16 protein-coding genes are annotated in these 21868 nt (G+C 64.3%); 10 read left to right on the top strand and 6 right to left on the bottom strand.

Features of this window, described 5'->3' with window-relative positions:
- Positions 1-15: 15 nt before the first annotated feature.
- From panC to MRY75_RS19355, 6 genes are all read right to left on the bottom strand, one after another.
- Positions 16-903 carry a pantoate--beta-alanine ligase gene (panC, locus tag MRY75_RS19380; protein WP_036562975.1) on the bottom strand — a complete coding sequence of 296 codons (888 nt, stop codon included), beginning with the start codon at positions 901-903 and terminating at the stop codon, positions 16-18.
- Positions 900-1727 carry a 3-methyl-2-oxobutanoate hydroxymethyltransferase gene (gene panB, locus MRY75_RS19375; protein WP_036562971.1) on the bottom strand — a complete coding sequence of 276 codons (828 nt, stop codon included), beginning with the start codon at positions 1725-1727 and terminating at the stop codon, positions 900-902. The genes panC and panB overlap by 4 nt, the downstream gene beginning before the upstream one ends.
- 124 nt (positions 1728-1851) lie before the next feature.
- Positions 1852-2712, bottom strand: a complete 861-nt coding sequence (nadC, locus tag MRY75_RS19370; protein ID WP_292309625.1) for a carboxylating nicotinate-nucleotide diphosphorylase — start codon at positions 2710-2712, stop codon at positions 1852-1854.
- The gene (locus MRY75_RS19365) at positions 2709-4280 is read right to left on the bottom strand and encodes an L-aspartate oxidase (RefSeq protein ID WP_100160924.1); all 1572 of its coding nucleotides are present in this window, start codon (positions 4278-4280) and stop codon (positions 2709-2711) included. The genes nadC and MRY75_RS19365 overlap by 4 nt, the downstream gene beginning before the upstream one ends.
- A 4-nt stretch (positions 4281-4284) precedes the next feature.
- Positions 4285-5337, bottom strand: a complete 1053-nt coding sequence (gene nadA, locus MRY75_RS19360; RefSeq protein ID WP_100160925.1) for a quinolinate synthase NadA — start codon at positions 5335-5337, stop codon at positions 4285-4287.
- A gap of 663 nt (positions 5338-6000) precedes the next feature.
- The gene (locus MRY75_RS19355) at positions 6001-6318 is read right to left on the bottom strand and encodes a Dabb family protein (RefSeq protein ID WP_028288509.1); all 318 of its coding nucleotides are present in this window, start codon (positions 6316-6318) and stop codon (positions 6001-6003) included.
- A gap of 427 nt (positions 6319-6745) precedes the next feature.
- On the opposite strand from MRY75_RS19355, the gene MRY75_RS19350 reads away from it, so the two are divergent.
- The 10 genes from MRY75_RS19350 to MRY75_RS19305 all read left to right on the top strand — a co-directional run bounded on the left by MRY75_RS19350 (position 6746) and on the right by MRY75_RS19305 (position 21818).
- Positions 6746-7669: a zincin-like metallopeptidase domain-containing protein gene (locus MRY75_RS19350; protein ID WP_292309624.1), complete on the top strand. Its 924-nt coding sequence runs from the start codon at positions 6746-6748 to the stop codon at positions 7667-7669.
- Between the two features lie 90 nt (positions 7670-7759).
- Positions 7760-8149, top strand: a complete 390-nt coding sequence (locus tag MRY75_RS19345) for a DUF3768 domain-containing protein (RefSeq protein ID WP_043754039.1) — start codon at positions 7760-7762, stop codon at positions 8147-8149.
- A 148-nt stretch (positions 8150-8297) separates the two neighbouring features.
- Complete coding sequence (locus MRY75_RS19340; protein ID WP_292309623.1) at positions 8298-10271, top strand: ParB/RepB/Spo0J family partition protein; 1974 nt, start codon at positions 8298-8300, stop codon at positions 10269-10271.
- A 70-nt stretch (positions 10272-10341) separates the two neighbouring features.
- A complete protein-coding gene (locus tag MRY75_RS19335) occupies positions 10342-10935 on the top strand; it encodes a hypothetical protein (protein WP_043754043.1) in 594 nt (197 codons plus the stop codon).
- Positions 10935-11591 carry a hypothetical protein gene (locus MRY75_RS19330; protein WP_048534129.1) on the top strand — a complete coding sequence of 219 codons (657 nt, stop codon included), beginning with the start codon at positions 10935-10937 and terminating at the stop codon, positions 11589-11591. The genes MRY75_RS19335 and MRY75_RS19330 overlap by 1 nt, the downstream gene beginning before the upstream one ends.
- A 112-nt stretch (positions 11592-11703) precedes the next feature.
- Positions 11704-14763, top strand: coding sequence for a strawberry notch-like NTP hydrolase domain-containing protein (locus MRY75_RS19325; RefSeq protein WP_292309622.1), 3060 nt, complete (start codon positions 11704-11706; stop codon positions 14761-14763).
- Between the two features lie 51 nt (positions 14764-14814).
- A protein-coding gene (locus MRY75_RS19320) for an IS3 family transposase (protein WP_152911574.1) occupies positions 14815-16166 on the top strand; the annotation gives its coding sequence in 2 pieces (ribosomal slippage) (positions 14815-15151 and positions 15151-16166; 1353 coding nt in all).
- 720 nt (positions 16167-16886) lie between these two features.
- Complete coding sequence (locus tag MRY75_RS19315; protein WP_027264455.1) at positions 16887-17480, top strand: helix-turn-helix domain-containing protein; 594 nt, start codon at positions 16887-16889, stop codon at positions 17478-17480.
- Complete coding sequence (locus MRY75_RS19310; RefSeq protein ID WP_088626504.1) at positions 17467-19794, top strand: relaxase/mobilization nuclease domain-containing protein; 2328 nt, start codon at positions 17467-17469, stop codon at positions 19792-19794. Before MRY75_RS19315 ends, MRY75_RS19310 begins: the two co-directional genes overlap by 14 nt.
- Complete coding sequence (locus MRY75_RS19305; protein ID WP_292309621.1) at positions 19794-21818, top strand: type IV secretory system conjugative DNA transfer family protein; 2025 nt, start codon at positions 19794-19796, stop codon at positions 21816-21818. The genes MRY75_RS19310 and MRY75_RS19305 overlap by 1 nt, the downstream gene beginning before the upstream one ends.
- Positions 21819-21868: the final 50 nt, after the last annotated feature.

Raw genomic sequence — 21868 nt, 5'->3', positions numbered from 1 at the left:
AGGCGGCGGCCCGGGTCAGGCCGGCTCGAGCGGGTGATCTTCGGGAGCCGGGACGCTTGCGAGACCCGCGACAGGGACATTGTCGATCAGGCGCACGCCATCGAGCCAGGCGGCCAGGAAGAGGCGACCGGGGCGGTCTGCCCTGTTCATCAGCTTGAGGTCGGGATCGCTGCGCAACTCCAGGTAGTCGATCGTGTCGAACCCGGCAGTGAGCAGCGCCGCCCTGGCGTTATCGAGGGCCTGCGCGACTTGTCCGCCGCGGGAGATGACACGCGCGGCGTCGTCCAGGACCTGGGCGATCACCGGCGCAATTTCGCGTGGCCCGGGCCCGAGCCGGAGGTTGCGCGACGACATGGCGAGGCCGTCGTCCTCGCGCACGGTCGGACAGCCGACGATCTCGGTCTTCAGATCCAGATCCTCGGCCAGCCGGATCACCACCTGAAGTTGCTGGTAATCCTTTTCACCGAAATACGCGCGGTCGGCATCGCATTGCAGGAAAAGCTTGGTCACCACCGTGGCCACGCCGTCGAAATGCCCGGGCCGCGCCCCGCCGCACAGGCCCGCGCTGACACCGGTCACCGAAATCGTCGTGGCAAAGCCGTCGGGATACATCTGCGGGCCGTCGGGCACATAAAGGACATCCGCGCCATAGGGCGTCAGCTTTTCGGCATCGCTGTCTTCGGTCCGGGGGTATTTCGCAAGATCCTCGGGGCTGTTGAACTGCCTGGGGTTCACGAAAAGCGTCACGATCACGCGGTCATTCTCGTCGCAGGCGCGGTCGACCAGGCTCAGATGACCGGCATGCAGCGCGCCCATGGTCGGCACCACGCCGATGCTGTCCCCGGCGCGACGCCAGCTTTGCGTGAGGGCGCGCAGCTCGGCCTTGGTGCGGATGATCTTCATGTGCCTGGTTCCTCCTGCGAAAAGACATGTTCGGGGGCCGGGAAGCTGCGTGCGCGAACCTCCTGGGCGTAGGTGCGGATGGCGGTGCGGGCGTCGCTGGCAAGATCGCCATAGCGCTTGACGAACTTCGGCTTGAAGGCATCGAAAAGGCCCAGCATGTCGTCGATCACCAGGATCTGTCCGTCACAGCCTGAAGAGGCCCCGATGCCGACCGTGGGAATGTCGATACCCGCGGTGATCTGATCCGCCAGAGCGGCGGGCACCTTTTCCAGCACGACCGAGAACGCCCCGGCGCGGGTCACCGCACGGGCGTCTTCCAGGATCCGGTCCGCATCCGCGCCGCGCCCCTGCACCTTGTAGCCGCCAAGCGCGTTCACCGCCTGAGGTGTCAGACCGATATGCGCCATGACCGGGATGCCGCGTTCGACGATGAAACGGATCGTGTCTTCCATATGCGCGCCACCTTCCAGCTTGACCGCACCGGCCCCGGTTTCGGCCATCAGCCGCGCGGCGTTGCGGAAGGCCTGGGCCGGGCTTTCCTCGTAACTGCCAAAGGGCATGTCGACGACCATCAGCGCGCGGTTCAGCCCGCGGGCGACGGCGCGGCCGTGCATGACCATCATCTCCATCGTGACATCAAGGGTCGAGGGCAGCCCGTGCAGCACCATGCCGACGCTGTCACCGACCAGAACCAGATCACAGTCCGCATCTGCCAGCTGGGCCACGGGGGTCGTATAGGCCGTCAGGCAGACCAGCGGATCGGCCCCCTTGCGCGCACGAATGTCGGACGCGGTCAGGCTGCGTTGCGGGGCGGATTGGCTCATGTCGGTCCTCCTCAGACAGGCTTCCGAGGGGATACCTGCTTGGGGCTCTTTTCGCAAGTGCAGCGCAATAATATTGCGTTTGTATATACGAAAAAGTCATATCTGTGCGCGGTAGATTGCCGATTCAGAAGTCCAGCCCAAGGTCCAGGATCTGCGCCGAATGGGTCAGTGCGCCAGAGGAAATATAGTCCACGCCCGTCGCCGCGACCTCGGCGATGCGGTCCAGCTTCATGTTGCCCGAGGCCTCCAGCACCACCTGACGGGCGGTCATGTCCACCGCCTTCGCCAGCATTGACGTGTCCATGTTGTCCAGCAGAACAACGTCTGCGCCACCCTCGTCCAGGACCTCGGCCAGCTGGTCCAGGCGGTCGACCTCGATCTCGCAGCGGATCATGTGGGATGCCCGCGCCTTGACCGATTGCAGCACGGGGCGGATGCCACCGGCGGCCGCGATGTGGTTGTCCTTGATCAGGATCGCGTCGGACAGGCCGAAGCGATGGTTGAACCCGCCGCCATGCAGAACGGCCTGTTTTTCCACGATACGCAGGCCGGGGGTCGTCTTTCGGGTGCAGGTCACGCGGGCGTCGGTGCCGCGCGTTTCGGCCACGAAGGCGGCGGTCAGCGTGGCGATGCCGGACATGCGCCCGGCAAAGTTCAGCGCGACCCGTTCGCCCGACAGGATCGAGGCCGCGTCGCCCGTGATCTCCATCAGCAGGTCGCCCGGCGCGATCACGTCGCCATCGACCTTGTGCGTGGTGATCTGCAGCGCGGGATCGACCAGCCGGAACGCAAGCGCGGCCATTTGCAGACCCGAAACCACGCCCGGTTCGCGGGCATTCAGCCGCGCGGCATAGGTGGTGCCGGCAGGAATGACGGTGCGGGTGGTGATGTCGCCGTAGGTGCCCAGATCCTCGATCAGCGCGGCGCGGACCAGCGGTTCAAGGATCAGGTCGGGCAGGGGGGGCATTGTTGCGCTCTGGTTCATGCCGGTTCCTTTCGGGTCATGGTCGCGCGGATCGCCAACGCGTCGGTCAGGGTCATCAGCGACCGTATGCCGGTTGCGCCATCGGGGTGGGGAAAGTCCGACCGGAAATGCGCGCCCCGGCTTTCGCGGCGCAACAGCGCGGCGGCGGCGATCAGCGTGGCGGTGGCCGTCATGTTGAGAAGCGCGTCGCAAGCGGGTTGCGCGGCTTCGATCGCGGCGATCTCGGTCAGCGTCCGGTTCAGGCCATCTGCGGTACGGATCACGCCCGCGCCATCGGTCATCGCCTGTCGCAGCCGGGCGACCAGCGCGGGGTCGGGCGTTTCGGCGGCGGGAAGGTCGGGCAGGGTGACGGGTGCGGCAACCGTGGGCGCGGGCAGGGCCGCGTCGATCGCCAGCGCACAGCGGCGGCCATAGACCAGCGCCTCGAGCAGCCCGTTCGAGGCCAGACGGTTCGCGCCATGCAACCCGGTCGAGGCGACCTCTCCACAGGCCCAAAGGCCGGGCAGGGTGCTGGCCCCGTCTGCATCCGTCGCCACGCCGCCCATGTGGTAATGCGCGGCGGCGGCCACGGGGATCACTTGGGTCACCGGGTCCAGCCCGGCCTGCTGGCAGGCGGCGGCGACGGCTGGGAAATCGCTGAGGATCTTTGCGCCAAGGGCGGTGCGGGTGTCCAGTGCCGGGGCCAGCCCTGCCTGCGTCTGGGCATAGACTGCGCGGGCGACGATGTCGCGCGGGGCCAGTTCGGCGTCGGGGTGAGCGTCCAGCATGAAGCGCTCGCCCCGTCGGTTGACCAGCGTGGCCCCTTCGCCGCGCAATGCCTCGGTCGCCAGCGGGGCAGGGTCCAGCCCGCAGGCCATGGCCGTCGGGTGGAACTGCACGAATTCCGCGTCGGCGATCTGCGCGCCCGCGCGGGCGGCCATGCCGATCACCTGCCCCCGGATCCGCGGCGGGTTGGTCGTGAGGGCATAAAGCCCGCCCGATCCGCCCCCGGCCAGCAACACGGCGGTGCCGCGCAGGGTGACGCTGGCGCTTTGCCCCTGATCACAGTGGGCGACGGCCACGCCGGTGACACGGCCGCCCGAGACCTCAAGCCCCGTGGCCATCACGCCTTCGAGCACCTGAATATGATCCGCCTCGCGCACCTGTGCGGTCAGGGCGCGCATGATCTCGGCCCCGGCCTGATCTCCCTGCACACGCACCACACGGGCGAAGCCATGCGCCGCCTCGCGCGAGAGCACATAGTTGCCGTCTGCGGTGCGATCAAAGGGCGTGCCCAGCCCGGTCAGGTCAAGGATGTGATCGCGCGCCTCGGCTGTGACCGACACCGCCACACCCGGATCGACCGTGCCCGCGCCCGCGGTGACGGTATCGCGGGCATGGGCATCGGCGCTGTCCGCCGGATCCATCGCCGCCGCCACGCCGCCCTGCGCCCAGGCCGAAGACGCACCGGTTCCCAATGCCTCGGGCGAGATCATCAGCACGGGCCGCGGGGCCAGTTTCAGCGCGGCATATTGCGCCGCCAGCCCTGCGCCCACGATAAGGACACGACCCGTTTCGATCGGGAACATCGCCCTAGCCGGCCATCTTGGCTGAGAGGTCGATCATGCGCTGCACGGCAACACGGGCCTTGTCGGCGACCTGTGGGTCGACCTCGACCGCGCCTTCCATCGTGTGGAGCGACCACAGCACCTTTTCCAGCGTGATCTTCTTCATGTAGGGGCACATGTTGCAGGGCCCGACGAAATCCACTTCCGGTAGCGCGTCCGAGATGTTGGACGCCATCGAACATTCCGTCACCAGCATCGCCTTTTCCGGCCGTTGCTGCGTCACATAGTCGATGATCCCGCTGGTCGAGCCGGAAAAATCCGCCTCGGCCACCACGTCAGGCGGGCATTCGGGATGCGCGATGATGCGCGTGCCGGGGTTCCATTCGCGGAAATCCTTCAGGTCCTGTGCGGTGTATTGTTCGTGCACGATGCAGGCCCCGTCCCACCAGACAATGTTCTTTTCCGGCACAAGATTGGCGATGTTCTGTGCCAGATATTTGTCGGGCGTCATGATGACCGTGTCGCTGTCCAGCCCGCGCACGATCTGCACCGCGTTGGAAGAGGTACAGCAGATGTCGGACGCGGCCTTCACTTCGGCCGTTGTGTTCACATAGGTGACAACGGGCGCACCGGGGTACTGCGCGCGCATCTGGGCGATGCCCTCGGCGGTGATGCTTTCGGCCAGCGAACATCCCGCTTCCATGTCGGGGATCAGCACCGTCTTGGAGGGGTTCAGGATCTTGGACGTCTCGGCCATGAAATGCACACCGCACTGGACGATCACATCGACTTCGACCTTGGTCGCCTCGATCGCCAGTTGCAGGCTGTCACCAACCACATCTGCGATGCCGTGGTAAATCTCGGGCGTCATGTAGTTATGCGCCAGAATGACGGCGTTCCGCTCTTTCTTGAGCTTGTTGATCGCCGCGACATAGGGCGCATAGATTGCCCAGTCGGGGGGCGTCACGACACGGTCCATCCGGGCAAAAATGTCAGCATTTGCCAGCGCGATGTCGGTTGAAGGGGCGAGATCGTAGTGATCGGCGAGTTCGGCGCGCAGCGCGATCTGGTCGAGCAAGAGCGGAGTTCCTGAGGTTATTTCGGGCCGCCGCGGAGGGCGCGACCGCACGCGGGTGGTGTCGGCTGGGAGGTGTTTACGGGTCGACTTACCTAAGGGCAAGTGTGCGGGGTGTCTTATTTGAATGACGCACGCTAACATGTGCCGAAAGCCACCGTCATACGATTATGGGCTCAGACGTCGGTGCGCAGGCAAGACTTTGGATCCGGTCCAGAGGCGAAGCGGGCTTTCAGCAGGCATTCGTCGTATTCCGAGCGAACCTCGGAATCGAACAGGATGCCGCCTCACACTTTGAAAATGGCCTCATCGCCCTTTTGGAAGGCGAGGTTGCGGACGGATGGAGACATTGCCGCGCACCAGGCCAGAAGGATCTATGAATTCGATGGCCCCGCAGTCGATGTCACGCGGACGTCCCTCCAGCGCGCAGGGACTGTATTGCGCGGATCAAGGCCACAGCCTGTCTCGTAGCTCACGTAGCCCGCGCACCATTGGCCCGCGGTCCGCACGCGTTCCATGCGGTCCAAGGCCCGTGGCATCTCGTCAACATGGTCGGCGTAGATAAACTCGCGAGGTGCGGTGAACCGCATCTCGGTGCCTGCCCAATCGTCGCGCAGCAGGAGGCGGTGAGCGTCCGATTTGGCCTCTACTGGTACCCTCGAGGGGTCAGGCCTCTTCATCGGCCGTTACGAAGGCCTGAGAGGTGTCGTAGTCCACCGCGAAGCGCATCTCGCGGAGGGGTTTCACGCGCCGGATGGATTCGGCGTAGATCTCGTGCGCCTTGTAGGCGGCCAGCGCCGCGTCATCCACGAACTCTCCGTAGACGACAACATCGACTTCCTTGCTGGCCGGATCCGTCTTTCGGTTCAGAGCGATCTCGAGGTGCTTCGCATGGGGAATCCGCGTCAGGATCTGCAATCCCTTCCGAACCGCGTCGAGGTTGCCGTCGATTGGGACAGTGAAGAATACTACATGGCGGATCATTGAAATACTCCGGGAGTTTAAGGGTGGGAAGCGGTTCCGGGCCGCACGCGAGATAGCACGCGCCCCGCGCGTCTGCCCTTCTAAGGTTTCGGCCCGACACCGCAACCCGATCTGCCCGCCATCAGCAGGTTTTGCCCTGAGACACCGCCGAAGTGTGCGGGAAGCGCTTACGTCGCACTGAAAGGCTTCCTGTTGGTGCATCAGGACGGGTTCCTGGCGGGCGGTCCGCGTTCTGACGGTCGATCCAACCACGGGATGACCGGGTTCCGGAAAGTCAAAGCAGGCCTTGAGAAAGTCGGATCCGGAGGTGGAGTGATGGGTCTGGCGGGAATGCGGACAGCACCCGTACCCCCGCGCGGCGTCGCTCACCACCCTTGTCCGATCCGCGCGCGGCTGCCGCGCGCTCCCCAAACATCGGAGATATTTCATGTCCAAGTCTAGCAAACGCAAGTTCGACGCTGCAGCGTCGATCACCAACGAACTCATCGACATCATTGACCGGGGCGTGCTGCCCTGGCGCAAGCCATGGACGGTCGGCGGCAGTTCCGTGCCGCTCCGCCTGAACGGCGAACCCTACCAGGGCGTCAATAACTTCCTGTTGACTATGCGCACCATGATGGCCGGATACGCCTCGCCTTACTGGATGACGTTGAGGCAGGCGAACGAGCTCGATGCGAAAGTCATCAAGGGCTCGAAATCGTTGGTGGTCGTCTACTACGGGACGGCCGAGCGCGAGCAGGCCGAAAGCGCCCACGGCGACCAGGCGGAAACCGAAGATCCCAAAACCATCCCCTTCATGAAATCCTACCGCGTCTTCAACGCCGATCAGATCGAGGGGTTGGACCCTCGCTTCCATCCCGCTGCGGCCGAACCGGAAGTTCATCCCGAACGCGCACCGATCCCGCATATGCAGAGCTTCTTCGAGGCAATCGGTGCCAATGTCAGCTTCTCTGGTCGGGAAGCATGTTATGTCCCGAACCTCGACAAGATTTACATGCCCCCGATCGAGCTCTTCGAGAACCCGCGGAATTTCTACGCCGTCTGGGGTCATGAGCTGGGTCACTGGACGAAACCCCGGCATCGGTTGAACCGAAGCTATGGCGACGCTCGGTTCGGGAACACGGCATATGCCCGCGAAGAGATTGTGGCCGAGCTCTGCACGGTGTTTTTGGGTCAGAAGCTGGGGTTTTCGGCGCATACGCTGGAGCTGAATGCGGCCTATCTCAGCAACTGGGTCCGGGTGCTCCGCTCAGACAAGCGGGCGATCTTCAAACATGCGGCGGACGCGCAGCGTGCCTGTGACTATCTCGTCGCCGTGTCGGAGGCGGGGCAGGGGGAACAGGCCGCATGACGTCCGAGGCTGTCCGGGCTGGTAGGGCGTGTGAAAGGAAAAGCTGGCTTTGGGTCTGGTGGTTTCAACACATCCCGAAAGGACAGCCCCATGAGCCATGCCGAACCCGCAGAGTATCCCCGACCGAACGCCACCGTCATCGCCGCCCATAACGATGCCTTCCGCAGGTTTGCCTGTCTGGGCATCGCCCCGGATCAGGCGATCCAGGGCCGCCTCGTCGTGACCCAGTCCCTGATCGAGGCCGGCGATGGTTTCGTGACGGAAGCCGTGAAGGCCACCGGTGCGTTCGATACATTCGAGCCCGACAATGACCCTGACGGCTGGCACGATTTCGGGGCGGTGACGATCCGCGGCGAGACTGTGTTCTGGAAAATTGACCTCTACGAGGCCGGTTCCGACTTCCGCTACGGCGCCGAGGCTCCCGACAATCCAGAAACCACCATGCGCGTTCTTACCATCATGATGGCGCGCGACTGGTAGGGCAGGCCGCACCCCAACCTTACATCACCGACAGGCCCGCTGACCCTCCGAAAGGGAAAGTGGGCCTCTTGTCCTGTTGGTTCCCGGATCCGGGGATCGGTCGCACGGAAACTCACGGCCCTCTCAATCACGTCGAGAAGGACATGCCATGACTCAGTCGTTCAAACCCACCACCGTCGCCATCGGCGATCTTGTCGCCCATCCCGCAAACGTACGGACCAATTCCCCCGAGACCTACGCCTCCGAGAATATCGCGCATCTCAAGGCCAGCATCGCCGTATTGGGCCTCCTGCAACCGCTGCTCGTCCAGAAGATCGACGGCAAGTTCGGGGTGCTCGCCGGTGGCCGTCGACACGCGGCCCTGCTGGAACTTGCTGCGGACAAGGCCGCCAAGGGCTTCACCAACAGCACGAAGATCGATTGCCGACTGGTCTCCGAAGATTGTGATGTGACCACCGCGCTCTCGCTCGCCGAAAACATCACCCAGGCCCCGATGAACGCGATCGACGAGTTCGAGGCCTTCGCCCGGATGATGGAGGTCGATGGTCAGACGCCGGAAACCATCGCCAAGACCTTCGGTACCACGGTCGCCGCTGTCAAAGGCCGTCTGCGCTATGGGCTCATCCATCCCGACATCCGCGCCGCGGCCCGCGCCAAATCGATCACGCTCGATACGATGAAGGCTTTCGCCGATCATCCCAGCCAGGAGGTGCAACGCGAGGTCTTCGAGGCGCTCACCAAGGAGGACAACCATGTCCAGGCCTACACCGTGCGGAACGCGCTGAAGTCCCGCGGTGTCCAGGTCAGCGACGATATCGGGGCCTTCGTGCGTAAAGACTACGAGGCGCGCGGCGGTGCCATCGCGGCCGATCTGCTGGACGAGCATTCCGTGCTCGAGGATTCCGCGCTGGTCGAAACGATCCTGCTGGAAAAACTCGCCGCCGCCGCCGAAGAGGCTCGGGCAGAGATCGGCTTTGCCTGGGCCGACGCGGTCATTCAGTACGACTATGCCGCCATGGCGGATTATGGTCGGGTCTATCCGGGTCCGGTCGAGCCCGACGAGAAGGGTTCGAGGCGCGTCGACGAGATCACCGCCGAGCTTGAGAAACTCGAACACGAGATGGAGAACGAAGAACTCGAGGACGAGGCGTACAATGAACTCTACGAACGCGTGGACGCGCTGGAAGCCGAGGCGCGGGACCTCCGGGAGGCCTATAGCACCGAGGATCTTGCCAGCTCCGGCGTGATCGCGTCCTGGTCGCATGGCAAGATCTCCCTGCATGTCGGGATGGTGCGCCCTGAAGACAAGACAGAGCGGTCTGGCAAAGGCACCGGCGCACCGAGTGACAAGGGCGCCGCAGACGGCGATGAGATCACCTATCCCGCCTCGCTCACCGAGGATCTCAAGACCGAACGGGCAATGGCGCTCGGCGCGGCCATGGCGATGCATCCAGAGGCGACGCTTGATCTCACGCTCTTCAAGCTGGTTACGGATGTGCTTACCAGCGGTTTGGGCGTCACCCAGGCGATCAAGGTCGACGCGCGACAGGAGTATCGCACCCACGCGAAGATGGACGAGATCGACGGCACATCGCTCGAACAGGTGGCGGCAGCGCATGACGCGCTCAACCTCTCCTGGGCCGATGACGCGAAGTCCCCTGCCGACCAGTTTGCGCTCTTCCGGGCCCTTGACGCGGGCGAGAAGGCGAAACTCGTCGCCTACGCTACGGCCGCGACCACGCAATCCTGTTTCGCACGGGACAGGCAGCGCGACAGCTTGATGCATGACTTCGAAGTCGAGATCATGCCGGACATACGGGCGCATTGGACGCCGAATGCGGCGCTTTTCAACCGCTTCAAGAAGGCCTGGCTTCTGAAGATTCTCGGCGAGGAGCTGGGGCTCGCACAAGAGGCGGTGACATTGGCCTCTTCGACCAAGAAGCAAGTCGTCGAATTCTGCGAAAAGCTCTTTGCGGAGCCTTTCGCCACGCTGACGGAGGCGCAGCGCGCGGCGGTCGCGGCCTGGTGTCCTCCGATGATGCAGACGGCAGGTGTCGAGCCGGTTGATGCTGGCGAGTCCGAGACACCCGTAGACGCAACCGGGGTCGCCAAAGCGGCCTGATCGAGCAGGCGGCCCGCTCGGCATGTCCGGCGCGGGTCGCACCCTTCCCTCCATCTTACAGGTAAATCCCATGTCCCTTCTTAGCTTCACTGCCGCGAGCGTCGCGGCGCAGATCGCGCATGCGCGCGGCTGCTCCACCTTCCTTCCCAACTGGAACGGGCCGGTGGGCAAACCCGCCCTGATCCTGATCGTCGGCACTGGTGTGCATCTGCGCTCCAATGGCATCGACGGTTCGACCACGCGGATCGTCACCACCGAACGCGCCGATCCCACATATGCCTTCGCCAAGGGCATCAACCCGTTCCGCGATCCGGATTGGATGGCGGCGCGGCAGGCGGCGTTTCGCGATTTGACGGGCCAGTTCTACACCGACATTCTCGATGACGTGCAGATGCTGATCGACCGCGGTCACGACACTATCCGGCTGGCAACCGATGGCCACACGATCTGCGTTTTCCTGCGCCGCGCCGCTGACTACCTGATCGGCGGCACCTACGACGTGCCCTCCGGTCTCGGCGGGACGTTCCGGGTGATCCTGAAGGACGCCACCGACACCCACGCCCTCGTGCAGAATAGCGGCAATTGCGAGGATTTCGACGATATGCTGCCTTACCGCGTGCCGCTCGATGCGCTCATCGAAATCGATGACCGGAGGGCGGCATAGTGGGTTGGCTCTTCTACACCGACCGCCGCGTCAAAACCTACGCGGACGAGAAGGCAGAAATCGCCCGGCTTTGCACGTTCGAGACGGATACGCGCAAGACAGTGCTGCTCAAGGCCTCCAAACTCGGGTCGACCTGGTATGCAGCTTTGAGGCTCACCAACATCGATGGCGCGCCGGTTGAAGACAGAACCTACGTGACCGATGCCGACGGGTCGATCACCTTCGGCGCCGTGTTCCTCACCCGCTATGACGAGGGCTGCTGGGGCTACAAGGACATGGAGGAGAGCGCCGGGCCCGTGGAGTCGCGCGCGCCGCTCAGCCTTCTGGCATTGCTCTCCGAGTTGAAGGATCCCGACAGCTATGCCCATGCCTGGCGTCAGCGCTGCCGCGACTGGGCGGCGATCCCGGACTACGACGAGGGTGACAAGATCAAACTGGCCGCACCGGTAACGCTGACCGATGGCAGCACCTGCCAGATCGTGACCGCCACCCATTACCGGCGCGGAGGGCAAAAGCGTCGCTGCTACCGCATCGAGGAGACAGGCGGCCTCGTGCGCCTGTCGAAAGCCTCGCTCGCCGGGTCCGAGCTCCTCGGCTCGGCGAAGAGTGAGGCGAGTCCGGTTCTGGCCGAGTTTTTCGCCGGGAACGATTCCTGACCGCCGGCAACATCGCTATCTGTTCAGCCTTGAGCCGCCTCCGCGCGTTTGAAAGCGCTGAGGCGGCTTTCTGTCCTGTCGGACCCACAACCTGACTCAAAGGACAGACGATATGGACAACCGAAGCCCGGCACTCGCACGCGATTTCCCATCGAAACCACAGCTTCTGCAGGCCATTCGCCTGATCGGCAGCGAGATTGAGAAGCAACCGCTCAAGAGCTCATCGCTCGCTCGGATCATGCGCGAGAGTTTCGGCGGTAGCGATGCCGGCGGCGCGTGGTCGTGGCGCATGGCCTATGACCTGATGCAGGCCGCCACGGTGACGGCGATCATGCGGGACAGCGGTTCGGACGCGCTCGCGACGGCCAGATTGCTCGCCTCACGGCTCCTGACGGAGACCCGGCGCTCCGAAGAGCAAATCCGGCTCCAGCAATTCTCGACGCCGCTGCCCTATGCGGCGCTGGCTATCCGTGCTGCCGCCATCCGCCCCGGCGAAACCGTCCTCGAACCTTCCGCCGGGACCGGCGCGCTGGCTGGTTTTGCAGTTTGCGCGGGTGGCAAACCGATGCTGAACGAGATCGATCCCTTCCGTCGGGCGCTTCTCGAGGCGGTGTTCGGGGGCGAGGTGTCCGGCTTTGACGCCGAACATATTGATGATCTCCTGACGGTGCCCGAGCTTCCCGGTGTCATCGTGATGAATCCGCCCTTCGCCTCATCGGTCGATCGGTCGCGCGACAAGCACATTGCGGCGAAACATCTGATCGGCGCTGCCAAACGGCTGGCACCCGGCGGACGTCTCGCGGCGATCATGCCGATGGGATTTTCGCCAAAACGAGACGCGGCCCATTGGGCACGGGCCTCGGCCATCGCAAAGCCCCGTCTCGCGCTCACTATTCCGGGCCACGTTTACCGCAAACTCGGCACCACCGTCGAAACCCAGCTCATGGTCTTCGACAAGGTGCAGGAGGAGATCGAGATCGTCCGTGCCATGGTCGACGATCTGGACGCGGCGCGCCAAATCATCGATGATATCGCCGCAACCCGCACTGCCACTCCCTCGATCCAAACCGGTGCGCAGTTTCGGACTGGGTCGCGCCGGGTCGGTGTCCCTGTTGCACGTCAGCGCCCAATCGCCCAAGCGGCGTCTGCCAAACCCAAATCGCATGCCGCCATCCCGCTGGCCTTCACCTGCCTCGACACCCCCCGCGAGAACACGCCCGTCTCCGACATCTATGCCCGCTATCGTCCGCAGCGGATCGAGATTGAGGGTGCCCGGGAACATCCGACCCCCCTGGTCGAGAGTATAGCCATGGCCTCGGTTGCCCCTCCGGCACCCAACGGCGAAGCCGCCGCTGATCTGCGCCTGCCCGGCCGTCTGATCGAGGAGGGCCATCTCTCCGAGGCCCAGCTCGAGACCATCCTCATGGCGAACGATGCCCACGCGCGCGACCTGCCGGGGCGGTTTACCATTGACCAGGACCAGACCCGGATGACCCGCGCCGACGATGATCCGGAAGCGTGTGCCTACCGCCTCGGCTATTTCCTTGGCGACGGTACCGGCTGCGGCAAGGGCCGGGAATGCGCCGGTCTCATCCTGGTGAACTGGCTCGCAGGTCGTCGCAAGGCGGTTTGGATTTCGAAGTCCACCACGCTCATCGAGGACGCGATCCGCGACTGGACCGATCTCGGCGGCTCGCCCGCCGACATCCAGCCGCTCTCCAAATGGAAGCCAGATCAACCCATTCCGATGGGCGACGGCATCCTTTTCGTGACCTATGCGACGCTGCGGTCGGCGGGCAAATGCGGGAGGACCCGGCTCAGCCAGGTTCTCGACTGGATGGGCGACGGGTTCGACGGCGTGCTGGCCTTCGACGAGGCCCATGCCATGCAGAACGCCGCCGGGTCCGACGAGGGCAGGGGGGTCAAACCCTCCCAGCAGGGCCTCGCCGGGCTGCGTCTGCAGCTCGCGGCTCCCCGGGCCCGGGTCTTCTATGTCTCGGCGACGGGAGCCACCAGCGTGCAGAACCTGGCCTATGCCTCCCGCCTCGGGCTCTGGGGCCAGGGGCCCGAATATCCCTTCCCGAGCCGCGAAAGCTTCGTCTCGGCGATGGAAGCCGGGGGCGTTGCTGCGATGGAAGTCGTGGCGCGCGACCTGAAGACGCTCGGGTTCTACACCGCGCGGGTGCTCAGCTTCGACGGTGTTGAGTACGACGTGCTCGAACATGCGCTCACACCCGCCCAGATCGAGATCTACGATGCCTATGCCGGGGCTTTCCGGACAATCCACCAAAACCTCGAAGCGGCGCTGACCGCGACAGGCGTCAATGATGCCTCCGGTCAGACGAACGCCTCTGCCGCGAAAGCCTCGGCGAAGTCGCGCTTCGAGAGCACCAAGCAGCGCTTCTTCAATCACCTCCTGATGGGCATGAAAGCCCCGACAGTCATCCGCGCCATCGAAGAGGATGTTGCGGACGGCTATGCTTGCGTCATCCAGGTGGTCTCGACTGGCGAGAGCCTGTTGAAACGACGCCTCGAGGCGATGGATCCCGAAGACGAGCTGGTGGAAGGTGCGCTCACGCCCCGCGACTATGTGCTGTCCTATCTTGAACAGGCTTTCCCGATCCACGCCCAGAAGCTCGTGGAGATCGACGGAAACATGGTGGCCGAGCCGCTGCGGGATGCGAACGGTGCCCTGGTCGTCTCCCGCGAGGCCGAGGCCTTGCGCGATGCGGCGATGATGGAGCTGATGGCGCTTGCGCCTATTCCCGCCGCGCTCGACCAGATCCTTTGGGCCTTCGGCGATGAGGCCGTGGCCGAAGTAACCGGGCGCTCCATTCGATCCCTGAAATCCAGCGACGGGGCCCTGTTTATCGAAAAGCGCAGCGCCAACAGCAATTCCTCGGAAACCCGCGCCTTCATGGATGGCGAGAAGGACATCCTCATCTTCTCCGATGCGGGCGGGACGGGCCGGTCCTATCATGCCGCAAAGACGGCGAAGAACCAGAAGCGGCGGCGCCACTATCTGCTGGAGCCCGGCTGGCGGGCCGATGCGGCAATCCAGGGGCTAGGACGCACGCATCGTTCGGCTCAAGTGTCAGCACCCTTCTTCCGGGTCTGCACCTCGGACGTGCACGGCGAGTGTCTGACGTCAGCGCCTATGGGACAGATTTGAGGTTTTCGTAACGGAGGATTTCTGGTTCATCGCAGCCACCAAGGAGCGAAGATGAACAAGAAATCCGGAACATCGAAGGACGCGGCTGACAAGCTGGTCAAAGGGATCAAGCGCAAGACGCGCAAGCATTACTCGGCGGAAGAGAAGATCAGGATCGTGCTGGCGGGCCTGCGCGGCGAGGAGAGCATTGCCGCGCTGTGCCGACGCGAGGGTATCAGCGAGAGCCTGTATTACACTTGGTCGAAGGAATTCCTCGAGGCGGGCAAGCAACGCCTGGCCGGGGATACCGCCCGCCAGGCGACATCGCCTGAGGTCAAGGAGCTGCGCTCGGAATCGACCGCGCTCAAGGAAGTCGTCGCCGACCTGACCCTGGAAAACCGTCTGCTCAAAAAAAGCATGATCGGGGATGGGGAGTGCGAGGCATGAGGTATCCTGCATCGGAAAAGCTGGAGATCATCCGCACCGTCGAAGCCTCGCATCTGTCCGCCCGTCAGACGCTGGCCATGCTCGGCATTCCACGCACGACCTATTACCGCTGGTATGACCGCTGGTCCGAGGGTGGGCTTGACGCGCTCGAGGACACGGCACCCCATCCGGGGTCTGTGTGGAACCGCCTTCCGGAAGAGACCCGGGCGGACATTATCGAGTTCGCGCTCGAACATGAGGATCTGACGTCCCGCGAGCTGGCCGTAAAATACTCCGACGAGAAGCAGTATTTTGTCTCAGAATCATCGGTTTATCGCATCCTGAAGGCGGAAGACCTGGTCACGGCACCTGCGCATATCGTGATGAAGGCGTCCAATGAGTTCAAGGACCAGACCACACGGCCCAACGAACTTTGGCAAACTGACTTTACCTATCTGAAGGTCCTGGGCTGGGGCTGGTTCTACCTGTCGACCATCCTGGACGATTACAGCCGCCACATCATCGCCTGGAAGCTCTGCACCACGATGAAAGCCGAAGACGTGACCGCCACGCTCGATCTGGCGCTGGAGGCTTCAGGATGTGACTGCGCGGCCGTTGTCGCCAAGCCAAGACTTCTTAGCGACAACGGCGCGTCTTACATCGCGGGGGACTTGGCAGATTACCTCGATGACAAAGGCATGGATCATGTCCGCGGCGCACCCTACCACCCCCAGACACAGGGCAAGATCGAGCGGTGGCACCAGACCATGAAGAACCGTGTTCTGCTCGAGCATTACTTCCTGCCCGGAGACCTCGAGCGCCAGATCGGCACCTTTGTCGAACATTACAACAACCATCGCTACCACGAGAGCCTTGGAAACCTGACGCCCGCCGACGTCTACTTCGGGCGCGCAGAGAAGATCCTGAAACAGCGAGAGGAGATCAAACGGAAAACCATGCTCAAGCGGCGCTTGCGCCACGAAACTGAAAACGCATAAACTTAATCAAGGATGAGCCAGAGCCTCCAAACGAAAGCACGCTCTGATGTCCCAAATTATCTGACGACGCACACTTCAGCCTCAAACTCGACTTCCCCGTCGCGGTCCAGGAGCTGGTGATGTTCCCGCCGAGCGCGAAGGAACCGCAGGAATAGTCCGCCTCAAAGATGGGCCGCCCTAGGGGCGGCCCTTTCCCTGTTTCAGGGAAGGCTGCGCTGTACCCGGGAACCCCTGCCTTCGGCCGGCGTCCCCGGGAAGGCGTCAGGACCGCAAGCGGTCCTGACGGGGGATATCAGAGATCGCCTGGAACAGGTCTGCCGGCCAGCCTCAAGGGGGCCATCCGGAATAACAGTCGGGCTACGCCCGCCGGTTTTTCCGGCAGAGATTTGGGCCGAGCCAAATCTGGCCGCCCTTGACCCTGTCCGTCAGCCCCGTCGGTGGAGGGATGCGCCGCCCCTCGCTTCCGTCCGAACACGGGTCCGTGTTCGGCCAGACCCTCGGGCGCGGGCATGACAACGGGCGGCCGAGGTGCGGTTGGAGATGGTCGGGTTTTCTGGGCCCTTCGGGCCGGGCCTCGCACCTGCGGTGCTCGGCTCGAAGCGGAATTCAAGGTCGCCTGGGGGCAATCTGCAATAATATTGTATTGACCGTTAAATATAGTTTCGTATGATGAAGGCGACCTTGAATGAAGGTGGCAGGAAATAGGGGGGCTTTCTTCGTATGAGCCGGACCAAGAGACTGACACAGACGGAGCGGGCGGAGATTATCCGTGAGGCCGCAGCAGGTGTGGGGACTTCCGCGCTCGCGGAGCGGTTCGGGGTCACGCCGCGGGCCATCCAGTACACGTTGAAGGCGGACGAAGAACGCCAGAAGGATGCGGCCGTGGCGACGGCCGCGGTGACGGTGAAGCTGACACCAGAAGAGCTTGCTGCGCTGGATGAGGTGCTGTCCGCGGCGGGGATCGAGACCCGCACGGAGGGGGTCCGGCGGCTGATCCAGGCGGCGGGGGGAACGTTCGTTCCGGACGCGAATCTGGCGGCTGAGATGGCGCGCTACCGGGCCTCCTTGCACGAGGTCGGCAACGGCGTCGTGCAGGTCGCCAAGCAGATGATGAAAGCCAGCCGGGAGGGGCAGGGGGAAGGCTCCGCGCCGAACGCAGAGTTGTCCGAACTGCGCCTCGTGCAGATGCGTGCGCTGGCGCGGTTCATCCTCGATTCCGCTGACGAGATCGACCTGCTTTTGCGCCGTCGTCGGGATGGGATGCGGCTCTCCGCCACTGCCGCTCTGAGGGAGTTCGCCCATGCGGCTGAATGATGCCGTCCATGACGTCACCGGAGAGATCTTCCGGGATGGCTGGAGCCGGATACGGGGCTCGATGCAAGGGCTGCAGGCGTCCCGGCAGAGGCAGCTCGTGCGCGCCGCTGCGGGGCATCGTGCGGCGGTCTTCAAGGCGATCCGGGGCGGGGGCACGCATACCAAATCCCAGCTCATGAACCAGCTTGATTACCTCACCACCAAGTCCTCGCATATCGTGGACAGCAGCGGGTTCCTGGACGGGAAGACGAGGCTTGAGGGATCGGAGATCAAGGACCTGACGGAGCGGTTCGCCAAGCGCTGGAGTGCGGGGTTCAAGCCCAAGCTCGGACAGACGACGCATATGCTGATGTCCTATCCGATCGGCACCCGGGGCGAGGACGTGCGCGACATCACCGCCAATGTCGCCGAGCGGTTCTTTCAGTCCGAAGAGGGACATTTCGACTACATCATCGCGGTGCATGAGGATCGCGATCACCCCCACGCACATATAGTTTTGAATCGCCGGTCGCAGGAGGGTGAGTTCTTCTTCCTGGGTCGCGATCACCGGTTCAACTACGACGATTTCCGCCTCGCCATGGTGGAAGAGGCCGAGCGGTTCGGCGTGCGTCTGGAGGCCACGCGGCGGCTCGATCGGGGTGTCGTGCACTACCCGCCGCGCACCCGCGAGGTCTATGCGGCCAAGGTTGAGGGGCGGGCCGCGGAGCCACGGCCACGGGTCGGGGCCGATCTTGATCGCGCCCTCGAAGAGATCGCAAACACCCGGATCATCTATCACTCGCTTGCCGCTGAGGCCTCTGCGGACAACCGCGAGGACATCGCCGATGCCCTGTTCCGCTCGGGAGAGCTTCTGGCCAAGGGCGGCAAGCTGACTTTGGAAGGAGGCGTCTACATGGCAGAGGAGCAATCGTTCGAGGATCTGAGGACCCGTTATGCCGATCAGGTCGCGCGCGTCCAGGGCATGATCGATGCGAAGCCGGAGGCCGAACGGCCGCGGCTCGAGCGCAGCCTCAACGAGATCCAGTCGCGGCTCGCGCATATGCAGCCGCTAGGGCTCAGATCCGTGACATTGACCGAAAAGCCCTCGGAGGGCGGGGTCTATTCCGAGACCAATATCGATGCGGCCCGGCTCGACCGGTTGCGAGACCCCGAGGTGCGGGCGCAGGTCGACACCGCGCTGCGCGGGACCGGGATCAGTTCGTCCGTGGTGGTCGCCCGGATGGAAACCGGCGCGCAGAACGCCGCGCTCGAGCGGCAATGGATCGCTGACGATCTGGCGCGGGTGGCCGAGAGGGACGGTCTCAACCTCGAGCGCCGCGCGGATCTGGAGACGGCGCGCGAGACCCTCAACCGGGCCCATGTCCAGCTCGGCGTCGCGCTGGAGCGGGCAGGGGTCTTGCGTGAGGACGGTGTCGTGGAAGATCGCACCGTGACGGAGAGGGTCCATTATCATCGGGACGCCACTGAGGACATGGAGCGCGCCATCCGCCAGGACATGCGTTCGGAAGGTCTGACCGAAGACCAGATCGAGGCGCGGGAGTGGGAGATCGTCTCCCGCGCGGAGCGGCGTATCGAAGAAGAGCAACGCAGCTACCTCGATGCGCATCCCGAACTGCTCGCGCGCCCGGGCGACGTGATCGACCGGTCCGAGCCCTACCGGGAGCGCATCACCGACGAGGCCCGGGCCCGCGAGATCACCCGCGAAGTCGACCGGATCATGGAAGGTCGCGACGCGCGGACCCCCGTTGCGGATGCCGTCACGGACGAGTTCCGCGCGCGCTATCCCGATATGCCGTCGCATATCGCCCGCGGGCTTGGCGCGACCTATGCTTCCGTCACCGATCTGCGCGACACCGAGGCCCTCAACCAGGTCCGCCGCGACAACGAGTTGCGGGAGGTGGCGCTCGACCTGCGCGACGGGCGGCTTTCGGACGCGCGCGAGGGGGACGCTGTCGAGGGGGCACCGATCGCCGATCCGGACATCCGGCGGGTCGTCGACCATGAACGGGCCGGCAATCTGCAGTCGCCGTTCCAGGACGACGGTCAGCGACTGACCTACCGCGACGCCGTCGAGCGCGAGCTCGACGCGGCGCAGATCGACCGGCTGCGGGACGGGGATGTCGACGTGCTGAAGACCCAGATCGAAGACCGTCTCGATCGGCTCTACGCCGCGAAGACCTACCTGCAGTCGGACGCGGCCACCGCCAACAGCGAGGCGACCCGCGCCGTGGTCGAGGAGATCGCCGACCGCGAGTTCGAGCTCCACCGCGCCGATCTTGTCGATGGCGAGACCGAGCGCGGGGAGACGCACTGATGGGAGGGGTAGGGAAGGGCCGCCTCGCCCTCGGCGTCGCGCTGGTCACACTGGTCGCTATCGCGATCGGCTATGTCATCGCCTCGGCCGTGATCAGTTTCCGGGACCTGGGTTTCCGGGCCGAGGTCGACTTCTTCTATATCGTGCAGAACTACCGCGCCATCGGGGCCGCCCGTCCCGACGACTTCCGCCTGATCAACCTGATCATGGGCGGGGCCGGGGTGGCGGGCCTCATGATGAGCCTTGCGATGTCGGGCTCGGCGCTCACCCGGTTCGGCTATACCCATTGGCAGACCCGCCGCGAGATGAAGCGGAACGGCTTCTTCGGCGCGCCGGGCACGGGCTTTGTGATCGGCAAGCTTGGAAAGCCAAGCTCGCGTGCGCCGTTCCTGTGTTCCAAGACCTTTCCCCATGCGTTGATCGTAGCGCCGACCGGGCGCGGCAAGACCACCGGCTTCGTCATTCCGAACCTCCTGACCTGGCAGGGCTCAGCGGTGGTGCTCGACGTAAAGGGAGAATGCTTCGAGGCCTCGGCCCGCCACCGGGCGGCGCAGGGTGACGAAGTGTTCCGCTTCGCGCCCACGGATTGGGAGGACAGGCGGACGCATCGCTACAACCCACTTCTGCGCATCTATGAGCTCAAAGACCCGGCCCGCCAGCAGATGGAGTTGCAGCTCCTGGCCACACTCTTCCTGCAGAACGACAACGACCGTGTTCAGGGGCTTCTCAAAGGGGGGATCGATCTCTTCGTCGCGGCCGGGCTACTCGCGTTCCAACGCCGCAGGCCGACGCTCGGCGAGATATACCGCATCGCCGCCTCGGGCGGGCAGAAGCAGAAGGAATATCTCGCGCGCGCCCATGAGGTCCAAAACGCCGCGGCGCGGCTGATCTTCACACGGCTGGCGTCCACCAACAACGATACGCTGACATCCTATGTCTCGCTCCTGATGACCTCGGGCCTCGATCAATGGCAGAACCCGGCGATCGACGATGCGACGGCGACCTCGGACTTCGACTTCCGGACGATCCGCAAGAAACCCTTCAGCGTCTACCTCGTCGTCCAGCCCCTCATGGTGAAACCCCTCGCACCTCTGATCCGGCTCTTCTTCTCGGACCTGCTGTCGGCGCTTCAGGACAAGGAACCGGGTCCGGACGAGCCCTGGCCGGTTATGATCATGCTCGACGAGTTCAACCGGCTCGGAAAGATGCCGATCGTGGCCGAGAGCATCGAGGTGCTGCGCGCCTATCGCGGGCATCTCGCGGTGGTGACCCAGACCATCCCGGCCATCGACGAGATCTACGGCGAGAACACGCGGCGCGCCTTGCAGGGCAACGCCGGGATCAAGCTCTACCTGACGCCCTCCGACGAGAAGACCGTCGAGGAGCTGAGCAAGGCGGTCGGCAAGACCACGAAAACCGTCGTCACGCGGTCCCGCGCGGTCGGGAAGAACCCGTTCGAGGGCCGCAGCCAATCGGAGCGGACGGAGGAGGTGTCGCTCCTGCCCGAGGATGAGGCGCGGCGCCTGCCGCTCGACGAGATCGTCGTCGTCGTGGACGCCCAGATGCCGGTCCGGGCCAAGCGCGTGGTGTATTTCGAGGACCCATTCTTCAAGGGCATCCATGCCGCCCAGGAGGGGGAGCTACCCTTCCCGACGGGGCCGGTCCCTCCGATGGGGGAATTGCCCCTGAGCGTCAGGGCGATGCCCACGGCGCCGCGGGGGTCAGGTCTCACGGAACGTGATTTCGAGGCCAGGATGGGGCTAACAGAAGGCGGAGGGATTGCACCCCTTGAGTCCGGTCCGGCTCAAGCGCCTCGGCGCGGCCGCGCCGCTGTTCTTGCGGATGATCAGCGGCAGATGGAGATGGAGTTCGGGCGGCAGGCAGATCTGGAGGTGGAGGCTGCGTCCGAAAACGACGTCGCCCGAGTTCAGGACGCCGTGAGTGATCTCGAGCGGTTGGAGGCGGAGATGTCCGGTTCGGAAGCAAACGTCAGCGAGACGGGCGAGAAATTCGGGCTTGGCTGAGCCGCCATGCGGGCGACACGAAAGAATGTCGCGATGGTGTCTTGTGGCCA

Origin of the sequence: Marivita sp., assembly GCF_022763305.1 — a bacterium.
Taxonomy (GTDB): Bacteria; Pseudomonadota; Alphaproteobacteria; order Rhodobacterales; family Rhodobacteraceae; genus Marivita.
Note: the sequence above shows the minus strand (reverse complement) of the source record. Positions and strands in the feature narration are given on the sequence as shown.